The organism is Bartonella sp. DB5-6 (assembly GCF_000278115.1).
Classification (GTDB): domain Bacteria; phylum Pseudomonadota; class Alphaproteobacteria; order Rhizobiales; family Rhizobiaceae; genus Bartonella; species Bartonella refiksaydamii.
The window spans coordinates 1-16,627 of record NZ_JH725124.1; the positions used below are offsets into that span (position 1 = coordinate 1).

General features: G+C 37.9%; 11 protein-coding genes, 1 tRNA gene and 1 pseudogene. 4 read left to right on the forward strand and 9 right to left on the reverse strand.

Annotated features, from left to right (window positions below; genetic code table 11):
- The 3 genes and pseudogenes from MCO_RS11390 to MCO_RS08745 form a co-directional block, all read left to right on the forward strand.
- A pseudogene (locus MCO_RS11390) lies at positions 1 to 146 on the forward strand (phage tail protein); the annotation flags it as partial.
- Positions 143 to 397: a tail protein X gene (locus MCO_RS08740; RefSeq protein ID WP_007552461.1), complete on the forward strand. Its 255-nt coding sequence runs from the start codon at positions 143 to 145 to the stop codon at positions 395 to 397. The pseudogene MCO_RS11390 and the gene MCO_RS08740, both read left to right, overlap by 4 nt.
- Positions 397 to 1,386: a phage late control D family protein gene (locus MCO_RS08745; RefSeq protein WP_007553509.1), complete on the forward strand. Its 990-nt coding sequence runs from the start codon at positions 397 to 399 to the stop codon at positions 1,384 to 1,386. Before MCO_RS08740 ends, MCO_RS08745 begins: the two co-directional genes overlap by 1 nt.
- A 246-nt stretch (positions 1,387 to 1,632) precedes the next feature.
- Here the strand turns inward: MCO_RS08745 and MCO_RS08750 are convergent.
- Positions 1,633 to 1,709: transfer RNA gene (locus MCO_RS08750), tRNA-Pro, on the reverse strand.
- 515 nt (positions 1,710 to 2,224) lie between these two features.
- Between MCO_RS08750 and MCO_RS08755 the strand changes: the two genes are divergently transcribed.
- Positions 2,225 to 2,584, forward strand: a complete 360-nt coding sequence (locus MCO_RS08755) for an iron-sulfur cluster assembly accessory protein (RefSeq protein WP_007553967.1) — start codon at positions 2,225 to 2,227, stop codon at positions 2,582 to 2,584.
- Between the two features lie 34 nt (positions 2,585 to 2,618).
- Here the strand turns inward: MCO_RS08755 and mazG are convergent, their stop codons facing one another.
- The 8 genes from mazG to MCO_RS08795 all read right to left on the reverse strand — a co-directional run bounded on the left by mazG (position 2,619) and on the right by MCO_RS08795 (position 16,232).
- Positions 2,619 to 3,461 carry a nucleoside triphosphate pyrophosphohydrolase gene (gene mazG, locus MCO_RS08760; RefSeq protein ID WP_007553968.1) on the reverse strand — a complete coding sequence of 281 codons (843 nt, stop codon included), beginning with the start codon at positions 3,459 to 3,461 and terminating at the stop codon, positions 2,619 to 2,621.
- 33 nt (positions 3,462 to 3,494) lie between these two features.
- A complete protein-coding gene (locus tag MCO_RS08765) occupies positions 3,495 to 4,424 on the reverse strand; it encodes a lipid A biosynthesis lauroyl acyltransferase (protein WP_007553969.1) in 930 nt (309 codons plus the stop codon).
- A 6-nt stretch (positions 4,425 to 4,430) separates the two neighbouring features.
- Positions 4,431 to 5,459 carry a zinc-binding dehydrogenase gene (locus MCO_RS08770; protein ID WP_007553970.1) on the reverse strand — a complete coding sequence of 343 codons (1,029 nt, stop codon included), beginning with the start codon at positions 5,457 to 5,459 and terminating at the stop codon, positions 4,431 to 4,433.
- 65 nt (positions 5,460 to 5,524) lie between these two features.
- Positions 5,525 to 6,796, reverse strand: coding sequence for a beta-ketoacyl-ACP synthase (locus MCO_RS08775; protein WP_007553971.1), 1,272 nt, complete (start codon positions 6,794 to 6,796; stop codon positions 5,525 to 5,527).
- A gap of 15 nt (positions 6,797 to 6,811) precedes the next feature.
- Positions 6,812 to 7,987, reverse strand: a complete 1,176-nt coding sequence (locus tag MCO_RS08780) for a beta-ketoacyl-ACP synthase (protein WP_007553972.1) — start codon at positions 7,985 to 7,987, stop codon at positions 6,812 to 6,814.
- Positions 7,988 to 7,996: 9 nt separating this feature from the next.
- The gene (locus tag MCO_RS08785; RefSeq protein WP_040299145.1) at positions 7,997 to 8,281 is read right to left on the reverse strand and encodes an acyl carrier protein; all 285 of its coding nucleotides are present in this window, start codon (positions 8,279 to 8,281) and stop codon (positions 7,997 to 7,999) included.
- Positions 8,282 to 8,465: 184 nt separating this feature from the next.
- The gene (locus MCO_RS08790; RefSeq protein ID WP_007553974.1) at positions 8,466 to 10,784 is read right to left on the reverse strand and encodes an NADP-dependent malic enzyme; all 2,319 of its coding nucleotides are present in this window, start codon (positions 10,782 to 10,784) and stop codon (positions 8,466 to 8,468) included.
- 885 nt (positions 10,785 to 11,669) lie between these two features.
- On the reverse strand, positions 11,670 to 16,232 hold the full coding sequence (locus tag MCO_RS08795) for a hypothetical protein (RefSeq protein ID WP_007553975.1): 4,563 nt from the start codon (positions 16,230 to 16,232) through the stop codon (positions 11,670 to 11,672).
- Positions 16,233 to 16,627: the final 395 nt, after the last annotated feature.

The following is a 16,627-nucleotide window of genomic DNA, read 5'->3' on the forward strand; positions in this document are numbered from 1 at the left end:
CCATTCTCCATGGCCCCGTGGTGATCACCAGCATCAGTCAAGATCACGACTTTATCGCCCGCTCTGGTCAATCCCAGCGCATTCGCTATTCCATTAGTCTTTTGCCTTTTTTTAATGGGGGAAAACCGCAAGGATATATGCAATGAAGATACCAGAAAAGCGCGTTGTTGTAGAGCTAGAGGATATGAGCTTAGACCTGATCTGCTTTCAACATGCCATGGCTGTGTTAGGGGAGCACATCCAAGTTGGAGCTGTAAGCGGCTACTTAGAATCTACCTTGGAAGCCAATCCAGAGATTGCTAAATATGGTGCTCTTTTGCCGCGGGGCTTAACCGTTCTCTTGCCTGAATTTGCACTTCACAATCCCCAAAGCATGGTGAAGCGGCTATGGGATTAATGCGCACACACCCTTTTATTGTGGTCAAAGTGGGAGACAAACCTGTTCATGAGGTTTTTTACCAGCGTCTTTTAACGGCAACCATCACAGATCATGCCGGCAATGAAGCTGATAGCTTTGAAGCAGAGTTTGACGATAGTGGCAATGATTTAGAGGTTCCGCAAAGCAACAGTGCACTGCAAGTGATCTTTGGCTATGAGAACAGCATCAGTGCTTCTATGGGGCGTTTTGTTGTCGAATCGGTGATCAGTTCCGGTGGCAGTGAGGGAGAGATATTGCGCCTTTGTGGCAAAAGCGCTTCGATGCGTAAAGAACTCAAAGAACAAACAAGCGAACATTTTGACCACAAAACTGTTGGCGAGATTGTTGAGACATTAGCCAAACGCCATGGCTATCAAGCAAAGATTAGTCCTCAGTTCACTCAACAAACTTTGCCTTATGTGATTCGTACAGATCAATCGGCTGTTGATTTTTTAACCCGCCTTGCCGATCGGATGCAGGCGCGTTTTTTAATCAAGGATAATAAGTTTTTATTTTTAAGCGGAGAGAATTTACCAGCCCTCGACATCCATAAACATGACTGTTCCAGCTGGGAATTTACCCTTGAGCCGCGCACGCAATATGGCAGCATTGAAGCTTTTTATTTTGACCGCTCCCAAGGGCAGCAATGGCAAGTCAAACATCAGACAGGTTTTAGCGGTCCCATGCGTCGCTTGCGCAATTGCTACACCTGTGAGGAAGAAGCTCTGGCTGCTGCTGCCTCAGAATCAGACCGATTATGCCGTGCTGTAGGCAGTGGTTCTTTGTCCCTTGCGGGGCGTCCAGAAATCATGGCCGACCAACCTCTTTTATTGCAAGGGTTTCGTGGCGAAATCAATGGTTCATGGAAAGCCGCAACCGTTACCCACCGCTATGACAAGCAAAGCGGTTACACAACAGAAATCACCCTCGAAGCTCCAAACAAGGGAAAACAAAGCAACAAAGAATAGAAGTTGTTGGAAACAGATCACCAAAGGGGCAAGTTCAACCTTCGATTGGTTGTGAAGCACTCTTAGATTCAAAGTGTAAAGTTTGCACTTTTTAGGAGAAGAGAAAAATATGCATTAAAGGCTCTTTAAATACCCTTTGAAAGACCTTTGAAGACCCTTTGAGAACCCCTTAAAAAACTTTTTGAAAAAAATAAATTGGTACAAAACCTAGTGGCAAAATATACAAAACCTGCCGTCAAGCTACAATGGTCGGAGCGGCGGGATTCGAACCCACGACCCCTTGACCCCCAGTCAAGTGCGCTACCAAGCTGCGCTACGCTCCGAAATGTGTAAAACGCTTAAATGACTGTTTATTTAAAGGCAAGAGAAAAAATAAATAGAATAAAATCTAAAGTGCTCTTACTCTTTCAAAGAGAGCTTTCGCGAGTGTAAATAAAACTTTGCATTTTGATATTTCATTCTATTCATTTTTTCTGATATTTAAGAGATACTGTAGAAAAATGATACCTTTTTAGTGTTTCTGTTTATTTATTGAGATTTTTTCAAAAATATGAAAACTTTTATAAGTATAGTAACAGATATACGATATTGAAAAATTTTTTCTGTTTTTATTTTTTATAAAATGAGCATTTCGCATAAGATGTAAGGAGAAAAAATAGAATTTTCAGGTTGCAGAATTACAAATCCAAATGGTCGAATATGAGGTTTTCATCCCGATAGAAAAAGATCAAAACATTTTAATATATATCTTGCCGTTTCGCATTAAGTGTACCAGATAAATGAAATATTGTAAATGAAACACTTTTAAAGTTTTTGTTTGTAAAGAAAAGAGTAAATGATGAGCCGTTTTTCGGTAATAAATTTAACGGAAGCTGCAGTAAATCGTGTTAAAGCGATTATGGATGCTAAAGATGCATGTGGTATTCTTATTGGTATCAAAAAAGGTGGTTGTGCGGGGATGGAGTATACAATTACCCTTGTAAAGGAAGAGAGGCTGAATGCAGATGTTGTTGAAGTGAATGGTGCTCGTGTTTTTATAGCGCATGATGCAGTATTATTTTTATTAGGAACACAGGTAGATTACGAAGTGACAACACTTCGTTCCGGTTTTGTATTTAAAAATCCTAATCAAGTTTCTACATGTGGATGTGGTGAATCGGTAGAACTTCGTCCTGCCCTTGCAAAATCAGTCAATTGAATTTAATGAATTAAGGATTTTCTTGGTTTTTAGGTTAGCGAAATCTCATGTTTTTTTGTCTTCCATTTTTAGCTTTATTCCAGAGATCTTCCATTTCATTTAAGGATGCATCAGCTAGTGTTTTAGATTGAGCGGATAGATTTTCTTCAATATAGGTAAAACGATTTCGAAACTTTGTATTTGTTTTTTTTAATGCTTTTTGTGAATCAATATTCAAGTGACGTGAGAGATTAAGTAAAGCAAAGTAGAGATCACCAAACTCTTCTTCTATATGTGATGTTTTATCATCTTTGATTGCTTCTTTGAGCTCATTGAGTTCTTCTTCTATTTTTTCAAAAATTTTATGACTCTTATTCCAATCAAAACCTACTTTAGCGGCGGACTTTTGTAAAGCTAGTGCTTCTTGGTCTGCTGGTTGAATCTTTTTTACTTGTGTAAGAATGCTTGTTGTAGAACTGGTTAATAATTTTTCTTCTTCGCAGTACTTTTTTTGTGCAGCTTGTTCTCTTTTTTTTATATGCTCCCATTCTTCTGCTATAAAGCCACGTTTTTTTTGTTCTTCATTTCCGAAAACGTGAGGATGGCGACGAATCATTTTTGCAGTGATTGAGTAAACAACATCTTTGAAAGTAAAGTAACCCTCTTCTTGTGCAATTGTAGTATGATAGACGACCTGTAAAAGAAGATCACCAAGTTCTTCGCAAAGATCCATTCGGTTTTTTCGTTCAATGGCATCGATAACCTCGTAAACTTCTTCAAGTAAATAGGGTACGAGAGAATCAAACGTTTGTTTTATATTCCAAGTACATCCGCCATCACGGTTTCGTAATGCTGCAACAATTGCGATAAGATCATTGATATCTTTTGACGCTAACACTTATATTTCTCCTATAAATGCTACTATGATATATTAGCTATCCCAACGTCTGTGTAGCCATGCCCATTGCCCAGGATATTCTCGTACCCAGCTTTCTACAATATCATTTAATTTTTGTGTAGAAGCGGCTATATCGATTTCGTTTTTTTCGTCAAGTGGAAGCTTTACACGCTCATATAGCTCTAAACGATGGCGTCCTCCAGCAAGACGGATACAACGTGCTGGATAGATATCACAATTATATTGTCGCGCAAGTTTTATAATTAAAGGATTTGTTTTAAGTGGTCTGTTAAAAAATGTTCCTAAAACACCACGGCGAAATTTTTGGTCAACGAGCATACCAACATTTTTACCTTCTGCTAACTTAGCTGCTAATGTCCAAGCTGCTCCTGCCTTAGATGGGACGAGATGCCCCATGGAAGTTTGCCGAGCTTTAAGGACTCGCTTTGCAATATAAGGATTATTGGGAGGTCTAAAGAGCACCGTAACATTCAGTCCAAAACTTTGTGCGCATATAGGAAGAAGTTCGAAATTTCCAGTATGCGCTGTGAAAAAAATATGCGGTTTTTTTTCATTTTTTAATCGTTTAAATATTTCAGCACCTTTAACCTCAATAAGGCCAGGCTTCTCCGCATGAGGATCAAAATCAAAAATTTTATCAAGAAAAATGTATTCCGCTAGAAATTGTCCTATATTTTGCCACATTTCTATTGAGATGCTCTGAATCTCTTCTTCTGTTTTTTCTGGATATGCAAATCTAAGGTTTGTGAGTGTGATCTGGTGGCGGTGTGTGAGGGGGCCAAGTGTTTTTGCTAACCAAGAAAACGAAGAAAACCCAATGTTGGTAGGAAAATATTTTAAAATAAATAAGGAACCAATGAGTAGATATCCCCACAACAAGTAAAATGACTTTTTTGTTATAATTTTAATATGGTATACAACAATTTTAATATAAAGCTTCATCGTAATTTAATCAATTTTAAGAATAATTTTACCAAAAATATCACGGTTTTCCATTCGTTTTAAAGCTATATCAATTTCATCAAATCCAACAATTGTATCAATGACGGGGTGTACGACTCCTTGTGCCATTTTCCACATGGCGTTTTGCATATTTTCTATACGACAGCCAAATGAACCAAATATCTTAAGTTGTTGCTGAAATAATTGCATGAGATTTAGCGGTGCTGTAACTCCAGAAGTAGAACCACAAGTTACCAAGCGTGCTCCTCGTTTCATACACAACAAAGAACCACTCCATGTATCAGTTCCTACATGCTCAAAAACAACATCAACACCTTTTTTTTGGGTTAATTTTCGGACAACGCCTTCAAAACGATCTTTACGGTAATTAATAACGTGATCTGCTCCAAGAGATTGTGCTTTTTCAATTTTTTCATCTGAACCTACAGTTGTAATAACTGTACATTTCATGTGTTTTGCGAGTTGAATAGCTGCAGAGCCGATACCAGAACCGCCTGCCTGTATCAGAACTGTTTCCCCTGCTTGTAGTTTTGCATTATCGAAAAGCATATGTTCTACAGTGCCAAAAGTAATCGGAGCAACAGCTGCTTGCAGTTCATCACATTCTGGAGGAGCTGGGACCAATAGTCGCGCCGGCAAATTGACGAATTCACAGGCAAATCCATCAAGATGAAAACCGTAGACGCCTTTTACATTATTGCAAAGATTATCACGTCCTTCACGGCACGCTTTGCATATTCCGCAGGTTTGAGCACCATAAATTGAGACGATCTGTCCAAGTTGTAAATTTTTAACATTACTCCCCAGTTGAGTAACTTTACCAGAAGCTTCTGCGCCAATTACGAGTGGCATTTTTCTTTTTGCAAAGGCCATACCACGCCAGCCCCATACATCAATATGATTAAGAGCAACGGCTTTTATATGCACTGTTACTTCATCAGGGTTAGGTGGTGGTGGCGTGGCGATATTGGTGATTTCAAGTCGGCGTTCATTCAATAGTTGCAGTGCACGCATTATCATCCCCCTTAATATATGGCTGTTAAGTTAACTGTTACAAAGTTTGATCAATATTAAAATGATTATCCTTTATATGCAGTGATAACAAGACTTGTATTTTGACCTCCAAATCCAAATGAATTTGACAAAACCGCATTGACACAGGCTTTACGGCTATGGTTAGGAACAACGTCTAAAGGGATAGTAGGATCAGGATCATCATAATTGATTGTAGGAGGAAGTATTCCAGATTGAATAGTTAAAAGCGAAAAAACAGCCTCTATAGCACCAGCAGCAGTTAATGTGTGACCAATCATTGATTTATTAGAAGAGACAGGAATATTTTCTAAAATATCACCGAAGACTGTTGATAATGCGAGATACTCCATTTTTTCATTTTCAGGTGTTGAGGTTCCGTGTGCATTAATATAGTCAATTTCATTGATGGTTATTGTTGCATCATCTAAGGCTTTGCGAACTGATTCAATCGCTGGAGATGCATCGGGTTTTGAACGTGTACGGTGAAAATCATCTGCTGTTTCTCCACAGCCAGCTAAAATTCCTAAAATTGTCGCATTACGCTCTAACGCGCTTTTGAGAGATTCGAGAACAAGAGCCCCTGACCCTTCTGCCATAACAAAACCATCTCGATCACGGCTAAAGGGTTTTGCTGCTTTTTCTGCAGGATTATTCTGGGTTGAAAGAGCAGATAATAATGAAAAACGGATAAGAGATTCTGCTGAAACTGAACCATCTGTAGCAATCGTGAGTGCACGATCTGTTTCTTTCCGTCTAATGGCTTCGGCACCTAATTGAATTGCTGTTGCACCAGATGCGCAAGCAGTTGAAAGTGTAACAGGAAGTCCTTTTGTTCCAAATCTTTTCTGAATTTTTTCTGCAATTGCTCCAAATTGTGTGGTTTCAAAAAGTGCCTCATGGAGTTTATGGCGGCAGACTTTAAGAAGATTTGCATAGGAAGGTTCATTATTAGAGCCCTTTTGATCAAGAGTAAAACGTGCTTTCCATTCAAGCTCAACAGGAGGAGCTGCTAAAAAAAGTGGTCCATTAAATTTTTTTTTATCAAGGTCCGCTTGCTCGATAGCTTCCACTGCTGCAAGATTCGCAAGTTTTTCAGAAAGGGCTGCAGCACCGAGCGTGCTTTCTTCAAGAAAATCAACTGTTCCAGCGATACATGTATTTAATCCTTCGACGGGAAAGCGCGTTATTTTATGAATGCCGCTCACACCACTTGTTAACTTTTGCCAATTTTCGTGTTTACCTTGTCCTAGTGATGTTACAATTCCTGCTCCAGTTATTGCGACAAGTGGACGCCCAAAATGATCATTATATTCCACTAATAGAAATCTCCTTCAAACAGTAGTCAGGTGTGCTATACCTTCAGCTCTTTTTATACCAATGGTTGTCACAAACGCTTGACATACTTCTTTAGAAAAAGGCTTTTCATGAGCACTTAACGCTGGAAAACTGTGTCTTTTTTTAACAGTAAGTGCGGCAAGCGCAAGTGCTAAAGGAAATTGCGCTTCCCGCATATAACCAAATAATGTTGTAATTCCGCGGTAAGATATATCAGCAGCCTCAAGAGCACTTTTTTCTGCTGCTGTTACTTCGTGAAATCCTGAAGCAGTTGAAATAGCTAAAGCAGATTTAGCTTCTATTGTTTTCAACATTGATACAATTGATTCTTTAAGCGGGATTTTTTTTCTGTCCGTTTGATCCGTGATGATTTGGCTAATTTCAGCATAAGCATGTGCATTGCGTTTTCTTGCGTGTTTCTTACTTTCAAGGACAAGAAAAATACCACCAGAACCGGTTATAACACCGCCGCCAGGATAATTTTTACGGTCCCAAACGGGTGTCCATCCACCGCGTGTTAAGAGCCCTCCAAGTTCATGGGACAACAACATATCATAATTTTGTGCGTTATAAGAGCTTCCCACCAGTGCATGTGTACTCTGTCCTGAGCGAATACGAGCTACAGCAATTTGAAGTGCAGAAAGTCCGCTGCCTTCTTCTCCCATAAACGTACGAGAAGATCCTGTTACTTTATGAACAATTGAAATATTTCCAGCCAAAAGATTTGAGAGTTGTGCCAAAAATAAAGTTGGACGAAGTTCAGTCGAAAGAACCGAATTTAACATGAAAGCATGATCAGGTACTTTACGTGCTTGTGAGAGAATTTGTGTATCAACAACGATATCACGTTCTCCTCCACTTGCTGCAACGATCATATCCATTGTTGATGTTAATTGCTCATCATTTTTCATGCCTGCATCATCAAGAGCAAGGCCAGCGGCATAAGTACCAAGGCGCTGCCATGTGCCCATTTGCCGTTGATCACTTTTTTTGGGAATTTGTAAACTCCAATCAACTTCTGGCAATTGATGGACAATGTAAGGTGAAAAAGTTGTACAGTCAAGATTTGGTGTAACTGTAGGATTGTTTAAGAGATCCCAGTGATGATTAATTCCTTCACCCAGAGAGCTTATAAGTCCTATCCCAGTAATGAGTACAGCTTGGTCACGCATGGTAAAAAATTATTCCGCCTGTTTTAAGGCAACGAGTTCATCAATTTTTGCACAAAGATTTTTTAGAACAAAGTATTCTTCCGTTGCAGCTGCACCTTCGTTGATTTCTTGCGTCCATTGTTCCAGTGGAATTTTAATTCCAAAAGCTTTATCAATAGCGAAAACAATATCAAGAAAATCAAGGCTATCGATTCCCAAATCGTTAATTGTATGGCTTTCAGGTGCGATTGTGCAGCGATCAATTTCACTGATTTCTGCTATAATATCAGCGACTTTATCAAACGTAGAAGGCAATATCCGATTCCTTATCATAAAATAAACATATTCCTTTTCTAAACTTTTTTTCCTTCAAAAAAAAGACTTAATCCAGAATATAGCTACCTTTTCTATAGAGAAAGCGCGTTTGCAGAGCGTGAAATGCTACATTTCAAAACTTTGAAAAATTTTGAAGTTTTATTGTGAGTTTGCTTATTTTCATTTATCTCATTTTGGAGTTTTTTCTATTTGCGGCGAGGACTGCAAGAGCTGTCATATTAACAACTCCTCGTGAAGTTACCGAAGGTGTCAGGATATGGACAGGACGTGAGGCTCCAATCAAAATAGGTCCTACATGAAGCGCATTGGTTAGATTTTTTACGAGATTGAGTGTTATATTAGCTGCGTCAAGTGTTGGAAAGACAAGTAAATTAGCTTCGCCTTTGAGACGTGAATCGGGAAAAACGCGATCACGAAAAACTTCGGAAAGAGCGGCATCACCGTGCATCTCTCCATCGGCTTCTAAATTTGGATATAATTCAGCAAGAATTTCAGTTGCGCGGCGCATTTTACGCGCACTTTCTGTATTTTTTGAGCCAAAATTTGAATGTGATAATAATGCCGCTTTAGGTGTTATGCCAAATGCTTCAATTTCTTGTGCAGCTAATACTGTCATTTCTGCCAATTCTTCTGCAGAAGGATCTTCATTGACGTAAGTATCTGTTAAAAAAAGAGTACGACGTGGAGAAATGAGCAAACTCACAGCAGAAAAATGACGAACATTTGAATCAAGCCCTATAACTTGTTCGATCAATTCAAGATGACGTTCAAAACGCCCTTCTAATCCACAGATCATTGCATCGGCTTCTTCACGCATCACAGCGAGGGCTGCAATCGCTGTTGTTGATGTTCTAACAATTGTTTTTGCAACTTCGGGTGAAACACCACGTCTTCCTGTGTAGCGAAGAAATAAATTAACATAATCACGAAAACGTGGATCATTTTCTGGATTTGTAAGTTCAAAATCTATACCGGGTCGAATTCTTAGACCAAAGCGTTTTAATCTTGCTTCTATAACATGTGGTCGGCCAATGAGGAGAGGAATAGCCGTTTGTTCTTCAAGTACAATTTGTGCGGCTCGAAGCACGCGTTCATCTTCACCATTGGCATAAATGATGCGTTTACGTTTTGCTGTTTTTGCGGCAGCAAAAACAGGCTTCATTGTTAATCCAGAACGAAATACGAATCGATTAAGGGTATCATGATAAGCTTCCATACTTTCAATTGGTCGAATTGCGACACCCGTTTCCATTGCTGCTTTAGCAACGGCAGGAGCGATGCGTAGTATTAAGCGCGGATCGAAGGGAGAGGGAATGAGATAGTTTGGACCAAAACTGGGTGGTTTCTTTGAGTATGCACGTGCTGCAACATCTGAAGTTTCTTCGCGGGCGAGAGCAGCAATCGCATGAACCGCAGCCATTTTCATTTCTTCATTGATTGCAGTAGCACCGACATCTAATGCACCACGGAAGATGTAAGGAAAACAAAGAACATTATTGACCTGATTAGGATAATCAGAGCGCCCTGTGCATATCATTGCATCCGGTCGCACAGAGCGCGCTTCCTCTGGCATAATTTCTGGTATTGGATTAGCGAGTGCTAAAATTAATGGATTTGGAGCCATTTTTTTTAGATACTCAGATTTCAAAACACCTCCTGCTGAAACGCCTAGAAAAATATCCGCATTATCTATAATTTCCGATAAAGTTCGTGCATCAGTTTTTTGTGCATAATTGATTTTCCAACGATCCATAAGTGTCTTGCGGCCTTCATAGACAACTCCTTCTAAATCGCTAAGCCAAATATTTTTAACTTTTGCTCCAAGACGGACTAAAAGGTTAATACAAGCTAGAGCTGCGGCACCTGCTCCCGAGGCAACTATTTTGGCATTTTCAATTTTTTTTCCTGAAAGATTTAATGCATTTAATACGGCCGCAGAAACAATAATGGCAGTTCCATGTTGGTCATCATGGAAAACTGGAATATTCATTTTAGCACGGAGTTTTTCTTCGATTTCAAAACATTCAGGAGCTTTTATATCTTCAAGATTAATACCACCAAATGTGGGCTCTAAGGCAGATACCGTTTGTATCATTTGTTCAATGTTGGGGGCATCAATTTCAATATCAAAAACATCAATATTCGCGAATTTTTTAAATAAAACAGCTTTTCCTTCCATAACCGGTTTTGAGGCGAGGGGACCGATGTTTCCTAGTCCAAGAACCGCAGTCCCATTTGATATGACGGCAACTAAATTAGAACGGGAAGTATATTGAGCGGCAAGATTTGGATCTTTGTGAATTGCAAGACATGGTGCAGCGACACCTGGAGAATAAGCAAGAGCTAGATCACGTTGATTATCAAGAGGTGTTGTCGCTTGTATTTCTAGTTTTCCCGGTTTTGGATGCTGGTGATAAAAAAGAGCAGCACTATCAAGTTCAGCTTTTTGTGAACTGAAGTTACTATTTTGTTTTATAGACATTTTTACGATATCCAAATTAGTGTATGTTTATATGAAAGCTATATCTAAGATAAGGTTTTGTTCACTGAGAGATCCTCATTTTTCTGAATACAAAAACGCATAAACATGAGAAAATTTTTCTAAATCGTTAAATCGATTTGATGTTTCTTTTCATTTGTACTTATTAACGATTTCGTTGATATCAGCACGATTAGTTTTTTCTCCTTACAAAATCCGCGGGAGTTAGATAATTAAAAACAAGTAAAACATTATTAAATTTTACATTACCAAGCAGTTATTTTTTTTGCAATGCCGGCGAGAAAGGAAAAAACAGAAAAGGGTTGTTTATTAATTTAACCTAGGTGTCGTAAACATATGCTTTATTTCTTCATATGCGTATGGGGTTTATAAACCACTGTTTGTAAAACCTAAACTGCGTATAATTTTAAAAACTTTTTTATTGTTAAAGGGAAGTAAAAGTAATTTTTTTGGTTGGAGTTGGTTCAATTTTGTAAAATATGCTAGCAAAAAAGAATTTAAGCACTGATGAAAAGAGCCATGTATGTGTGGCAAGTATATGTGTTTCAATGAATGAAGATTTAGCAGTAAAAATCATGATGAGCATTTTATACATATAGTTCATTCTTTGCATAATTTATAGGTGGAGTAGTTGAAGATGGTTAATAAGGGAAGTATGAGAGGTCATGCTTATTCCATTGGACATGATGTTTTAAATAGGGCTATTGCTTAAAATATCATAAAAAAAACAAACGCTAATCATCTATTCCACTTTTGATATACAACACTACATTTGCAATTAGCACGCATGTTGCATAACGATGAGTGGTGAATACAACTGAAAAAGAAAAAAGTGGAAAAGAACATCTTTTCCACTTCTATTGTTATCTATTGAATGCGACCACTCGCATGAGCAAGCATAGTGTACACTTTTCCCGTATCTGATATCAGATATTTTCGAACTGAGTTCGAAGTACTAGAGCTGTAAGAGACATCACGTAATAGTTTTTCAAAATCCGCAATATATTGATTAACTGAACGTTTAAAATTAATATCGTTCATATATTTTTTCTTAATCATTTCAAATATCGTTTTCCCATTCAAAGTGTAAAGGCGCTCTGTTGCGATATTTTTTTGTCCACGCTGATAATGATCCCATAGTTCAACAACAGCATTATGGTTAATAGCTCGTACTATACCTGCTGCTAATGAATTAAGGGACTCATTTGCAGGACGTGGTTTTGTTTGTACTTGTGCAAAAACAGCATCATTAGGCATTTCATCATACCACGATTCCTCACGTGAAGCTCTCTCTAGAAGATTCGATACCCATTTATTGGGCCTTTTTTTGCTATGGTTTTGCTGCAAAGTAGGTTTAGGTGGCACTATCTTCTTAATGACTTCAGAGGAAATATTATCACTCCTTTTTAGCGTTGGTGATGTAGGAATTGCCGATATTGGTGGCTCCTTCACATTCTTTTGATTGCTTTTTTGTATAACGTTTATCAAATCCTTTAATGCTGTAATTTGTTCATTCAGAGCAGTGCGAATCGTTTGGGTTGTTTCTTTCGTTTTCGCTGGAAGATTTTGAACATTCTCATTAATATCCTTATTAATTTTTGAAAGTTCTATACGAACTTCATCGGCTGAGCGACGTATATCTTCTGCTGCTCCTGAAAAACGTATTGAGGCTTCATTAATAAGCTGATTAAGTGATTGTTGGAGTGAATGCGTGGAGTTACGCGCATTTTTGTCAGTGCGTTCAAGTGCTGAGTTGAGAATATTTTCATAATGTTCAATCAATTGATTGATTTCATTAGACTTTGAAATAAGAGCATTGCTTAATGCAGAAAGTGTGTTGTGTTTTTCTTCAAGTGTTATACTGAGTGAGTTTTCAGATTGCTCGAGAACGCGAACAGTCTCAGAAAGTGTCTTAGCATGCTCACCAAAACTACTTGTTATATGACTAATTTTCTCAAATGTATTTTGTGAGATTCCTTGCAGAACTTCAACATTGTTATTGAGTGCTTGATTTGAGGCTGATAAATGCTCTGCTACTTGGTTAGTATTGCGGAAAAAATTACTCGCTGTTTCACTAAATTTACCATCAATATTTTGAACTGCTGATAATAAAACATCACTATTTTCATGGAATCTGTAAATTGATTGGTTTAATTGTGCAACAATGGATGAGACATTCTTGACAAGATCTTCTTTCATAGCACTTACTGTTTGAAGTGTTTCAGAGTTGGTTTGTGCCAAGCTATTTACTAAAGATTCATTCTGAGCATAAATCCTTTGTTCAGCATCTTGTGTTGAGAGGGAGAGTTGTTCACCGATATGCTGTGTTAAATGACCAATTGACTCCGTTGTATTTTGCGCAGCTTGATTTAAGTGGTTTGTAAGCTCTGTGATCTTTCCAACATGTTCTGAAATTTGAGCAGCTGTTTGATTGTTCGCTTCTTCCAAACGGCTACTCACATCAGAAAGCTGATATCCTAAATTATTTTTAAGATTCTGCATGGAGTGATGTAGAACATTGCAACGTTCGCTAAGAACTTGTTCAATTACTGTTGTTGAAGTGTGAATTGTTTCATTCAACAAAGCTTGTGCATTATGACTGGCCATTGTGAAGGCTTCGACAGTATGAGCGGTTTGTTCAGACAGTACAGACAGAACTTTTTCACTGGTATCATAAACTGTTTGTTTAACGTTTGATACAATGCGATTCCCAGATGTTGAGAGAACATTTTCCGCTTTCGTAGCAACATCGGTTACAGATGAAAGAATTTGCTCACCCGTAGAAGAAAGAATATCAGAAGCTTCTAAAACTTTATCACGTAAGCTGCCTGTAACTGTGTTAACAGAATCTTCTAACGTGATTCGTATATTATCAATGCTTGTTTTCAGTGCTTGTTGCATTATTTGACTTTGTTCATTATTGAGCATGATAGATGTTTTTAATGTATCAGAGCGCTCGTCAAGAGCAGATGCTTGCATCTCGATGGTTTCACATACTTGTCCAAGTTTTTCTGACAATGTTTCTTCTAGTGTGCTTGCACGTTCAAAAATTTTGTGTGCGCGAACTTCTAAATTTGCGTCGAAAGATTCTATGCGTGTTTCAAGGGTTTCAAAGAATGTCCCACTAGATTGAGAGAGAGTATTCTTTAAAATTTCAGCTTGGTTTTCGAGGTTTTTGATATGACCTTGCACAGTTTCAGTGATGCTCCTATTGTTGGAAACAATTGCATTCTCGACTAAACCTATTTGCTGTTTTAATGCAGCATCAACATGTATATCACTTTTGGTTATGAGATTATGGATTGTTTCCATCCGTTGCTCGAGAGTGCGCGCTTGATCTGCAAGAACTTCGTTAAGAGAAAAACTATTAATCGCTAAAGAATCACGCAGAGCGTCAGCACGTATATCAATATTTCTAGCTTGCGCTTCTAAAGCTTCTTTTGTTGTATTGCAGCTTTCTACAATGACTTCTTGTAGCTTATCTGTACATTGAACTATATTTGCGAGATGACTTTCAGCATGCTGATCAACGATTTGAACATTGTCAATCAAAACTTTTTCAAGACTTGAAGTATTTTGAGCTAGAACAGCAATCTGATTTTTTAATGTATCAGCGATTTTATTTTTTTCGTTATCGAGCATGTCTGCTATCAGAGTTCTTTGATCGGAGAGTTGTAATTTGAAGTCTTGCGAACGCTCCTGTATAATATCAACAATTGCATTATCGACATATTGAACTTCCTCTCTGAGCCTTTCTTTGCTTTTGTCGATTGTGGAAAGAATAGTTTCATGCCCATTTGTAAACGCTTCGGTAATATCAGCGGTTCTTTCTTGGAGATTTGTATTAATTTGCAAGATATGATTTTCTAAGAAATTACTCAGTTTTTCAGCATTATCTTCTAGGGTTTGGCTGCGAGCTATGAAGGATTCGATTATAGAATCGCTGTGTTCTTTAAGAGAGAGATCAACAGTTGCTAAACGGTTTTCAAAGGCTTCAATTGCTTCAGAAGTGACATTATCAAACTTAGAAGAGAGTTTGTACGCTTTTTCATCGAGTTGTATGATTTTTTCATCAAAACCCTGCAGAAATTGATTATTGCGATTAATAATGGATTCATCCAGTGCTTTAAATTTTTCATCAACATTATGGAATGTTTGGTCTGTGGCCGTTTGTATACGTGTTGCAATTCTAGCGATGTGCATTTCAGTTTTAGCAGCTGTTTCATTAAAGTTTTTTTCTATTTGTTTTTCATTATTATCGAAACGTTCTGAGAAACTATCAAAGTTTTTCCCTAATTCATAGAAAAACTCTGTGTTTTTTCGCTGAATTTGTGTCGTGGTTTCATTAAATTTTTCAACAAGCTTATTTGTTACACCATCACCGGCATAGGAAAGTTTTGCAACAAGATCTTCACCCTGTTTTTGTAAAGTCTGGGAAAGAGTTTGCACAAGTTTTTCAACATTGGTTATAATTTTTGAGGTAACTAAGCCAAATTCATCACTTAGCTGTTCCTGTGTTCCTTTAATTGTTGATTGTACGCGATCAGCATGATTCAAAATGGCTATACGTTCATTGCTTAATTCTTTGATTAATGTATGAATGCGCGATTCATTTTCAGCATAAGCTTGTTCCAGATTATGGACTTCACCTTGTATAATCGCTTCAAGTTCGACAGCACGCCCAAGGGTACGTTCAATTCCCTCATTCATTGCTACTACTTCTTCACGAATAGTTTGTCCTATAGCGATAGCTTGTTTTTCAGATATATGTTGCGGTTCACTGAGGCGCTGTGCGGCATTTGTCATAAGAAGAGCAATATTATGTAATTCGTTTGAGCGTTTTGTTAATTGAGCAAATCCCCAAGATATAAGGATAGGGATTGCCGTTCCCGCTGCTACAGCTAAACCTGTTGAAGATAAGGCAAAGGTGGTGATATTCGATAAGGAATTAAAACCAGCAGGAGCTAGTTTATGAGCAATAAACGCACCTCCTGTTGCCCATAAAACACTGAGTGCTGTTGTACACCAATAGATCCGAGAGGTAGAACGCTCTTTTAATAATTCAAAATTTAAAGGAGTTGTTATATCATCGTTAGCAGGAAGAAGTTTTGTAGACAATAATGTGTTATTAACAGTTCCACCTGAAAGTTCAGGTGTGGGTTTGGGAGCAAAAAGCTGCTCAACAACGGATTCATCAATAACAGCGTTGTCATGAATATCTGAGACAAGAGTTGAAGTACCATTTTCAGTGAAAATTTCTTCTTCTGCCATTGCAATCTTTTGAATCAAATCATCTACATTAACGACATTTTCAGAATTATTGAATGATATCGTTTCAATTGCAGCATTATCAAAATCAAAGTTCATAGCTTTTGTGAGAGCTTCTTCAACTTCAACTTCAAATGTTTGTAATTTGGTTCTGCGTGCCATACTCGCCTCGTACTCTTACAGATGGAAAAGGGATACGTCCTCCTCCAGATATTCTAGTATACTAGCTGTTAATTATTTAGAAAGGAATATGTTCAGGGCAAAATTTTGAAAACTTATCAAGATAAAGTTAATGCGATTACTTTATCGTGTTCAAAAATGGTATAAAGTGCAATAAAAACAAGGTAGTACTTGAGCATAATAAAAATAAAAATACTGTTTACAACTTTCTCTTACAGGTTGAAAATTATGCGACTTTTATATCTGAGTGAAAACAATTTAATGACAGTTAAGCTCGGTATTAAAAAAATGCGGCGTGTAGGTGCGTTTGTGGTTGTGCCGTCTATCTTTTCTTGTGTTAATGATAAATTAATAAATCATGCTTTTATCTATTGCCT

What these genes read in the sequence shown, in the direction of transcription:
- MCO_RS08740 (WP_007552461.1), top strand. Translation starts at nt 143, where the DNA reads ATGAAGATACCAGAAAAGCGCGTTGTTGTAGAGCTAGAGGATATGAGC.
- MCO_RS08745 (WP_007553509.1), top strand. Translation starts at nt 397, where the DNA reads ATGCGCACACACCCTTTTATTGTGGTCAAAGTGGGAGACAAACCTGTT.
- MCO_RS08755 (WP_007553967.1), top strand. Translation starts at nt 2,225, where the DNA reads ATGAGCCGTTTTTCGGTAATAAATTTAACGGAAGCTGCAGTAAATCGT.
- MCO_RS08765 (WP_007553969.1), bottom strand. Translation starts at nt 4,424, where the DNA reads ATGAAGCTTTATATTAAAATTGTTGTATACCATATTAAAATTATAACA.
- MCO_RS08770 (WP_007553970.1), bottom strand. Translation starts at nt 5,459, where the DNA reads ATGCGTGCACTGCAACTATTGAATGAACGCCGACTTGAAATCACCAAT.
- MCO_RS08780 (WP_007553972.1), bottom strand. Translation starts at nt 7,987, where the DNA reads ATGCGTGACCAAGCTGTACTCATTACTGGGATAGGACTTATAAGCTCT.
- MCO_RS08790 (WP_007553974.1), bottom strand. Translation starts at nt 10,784, where the DNA reads ATGTCTATAAAACAAAATAGTAACTTCAGTTCACAAAAAGCTGAACTT.
- MCO_RS08795 (WP_007553975.1), bottom strand. Translation starts at nt 16,232, where the DNA reads ATGGCACGCAGAACCAAATTACAAACATTTGAAGTTGAAGTTGAAGAA.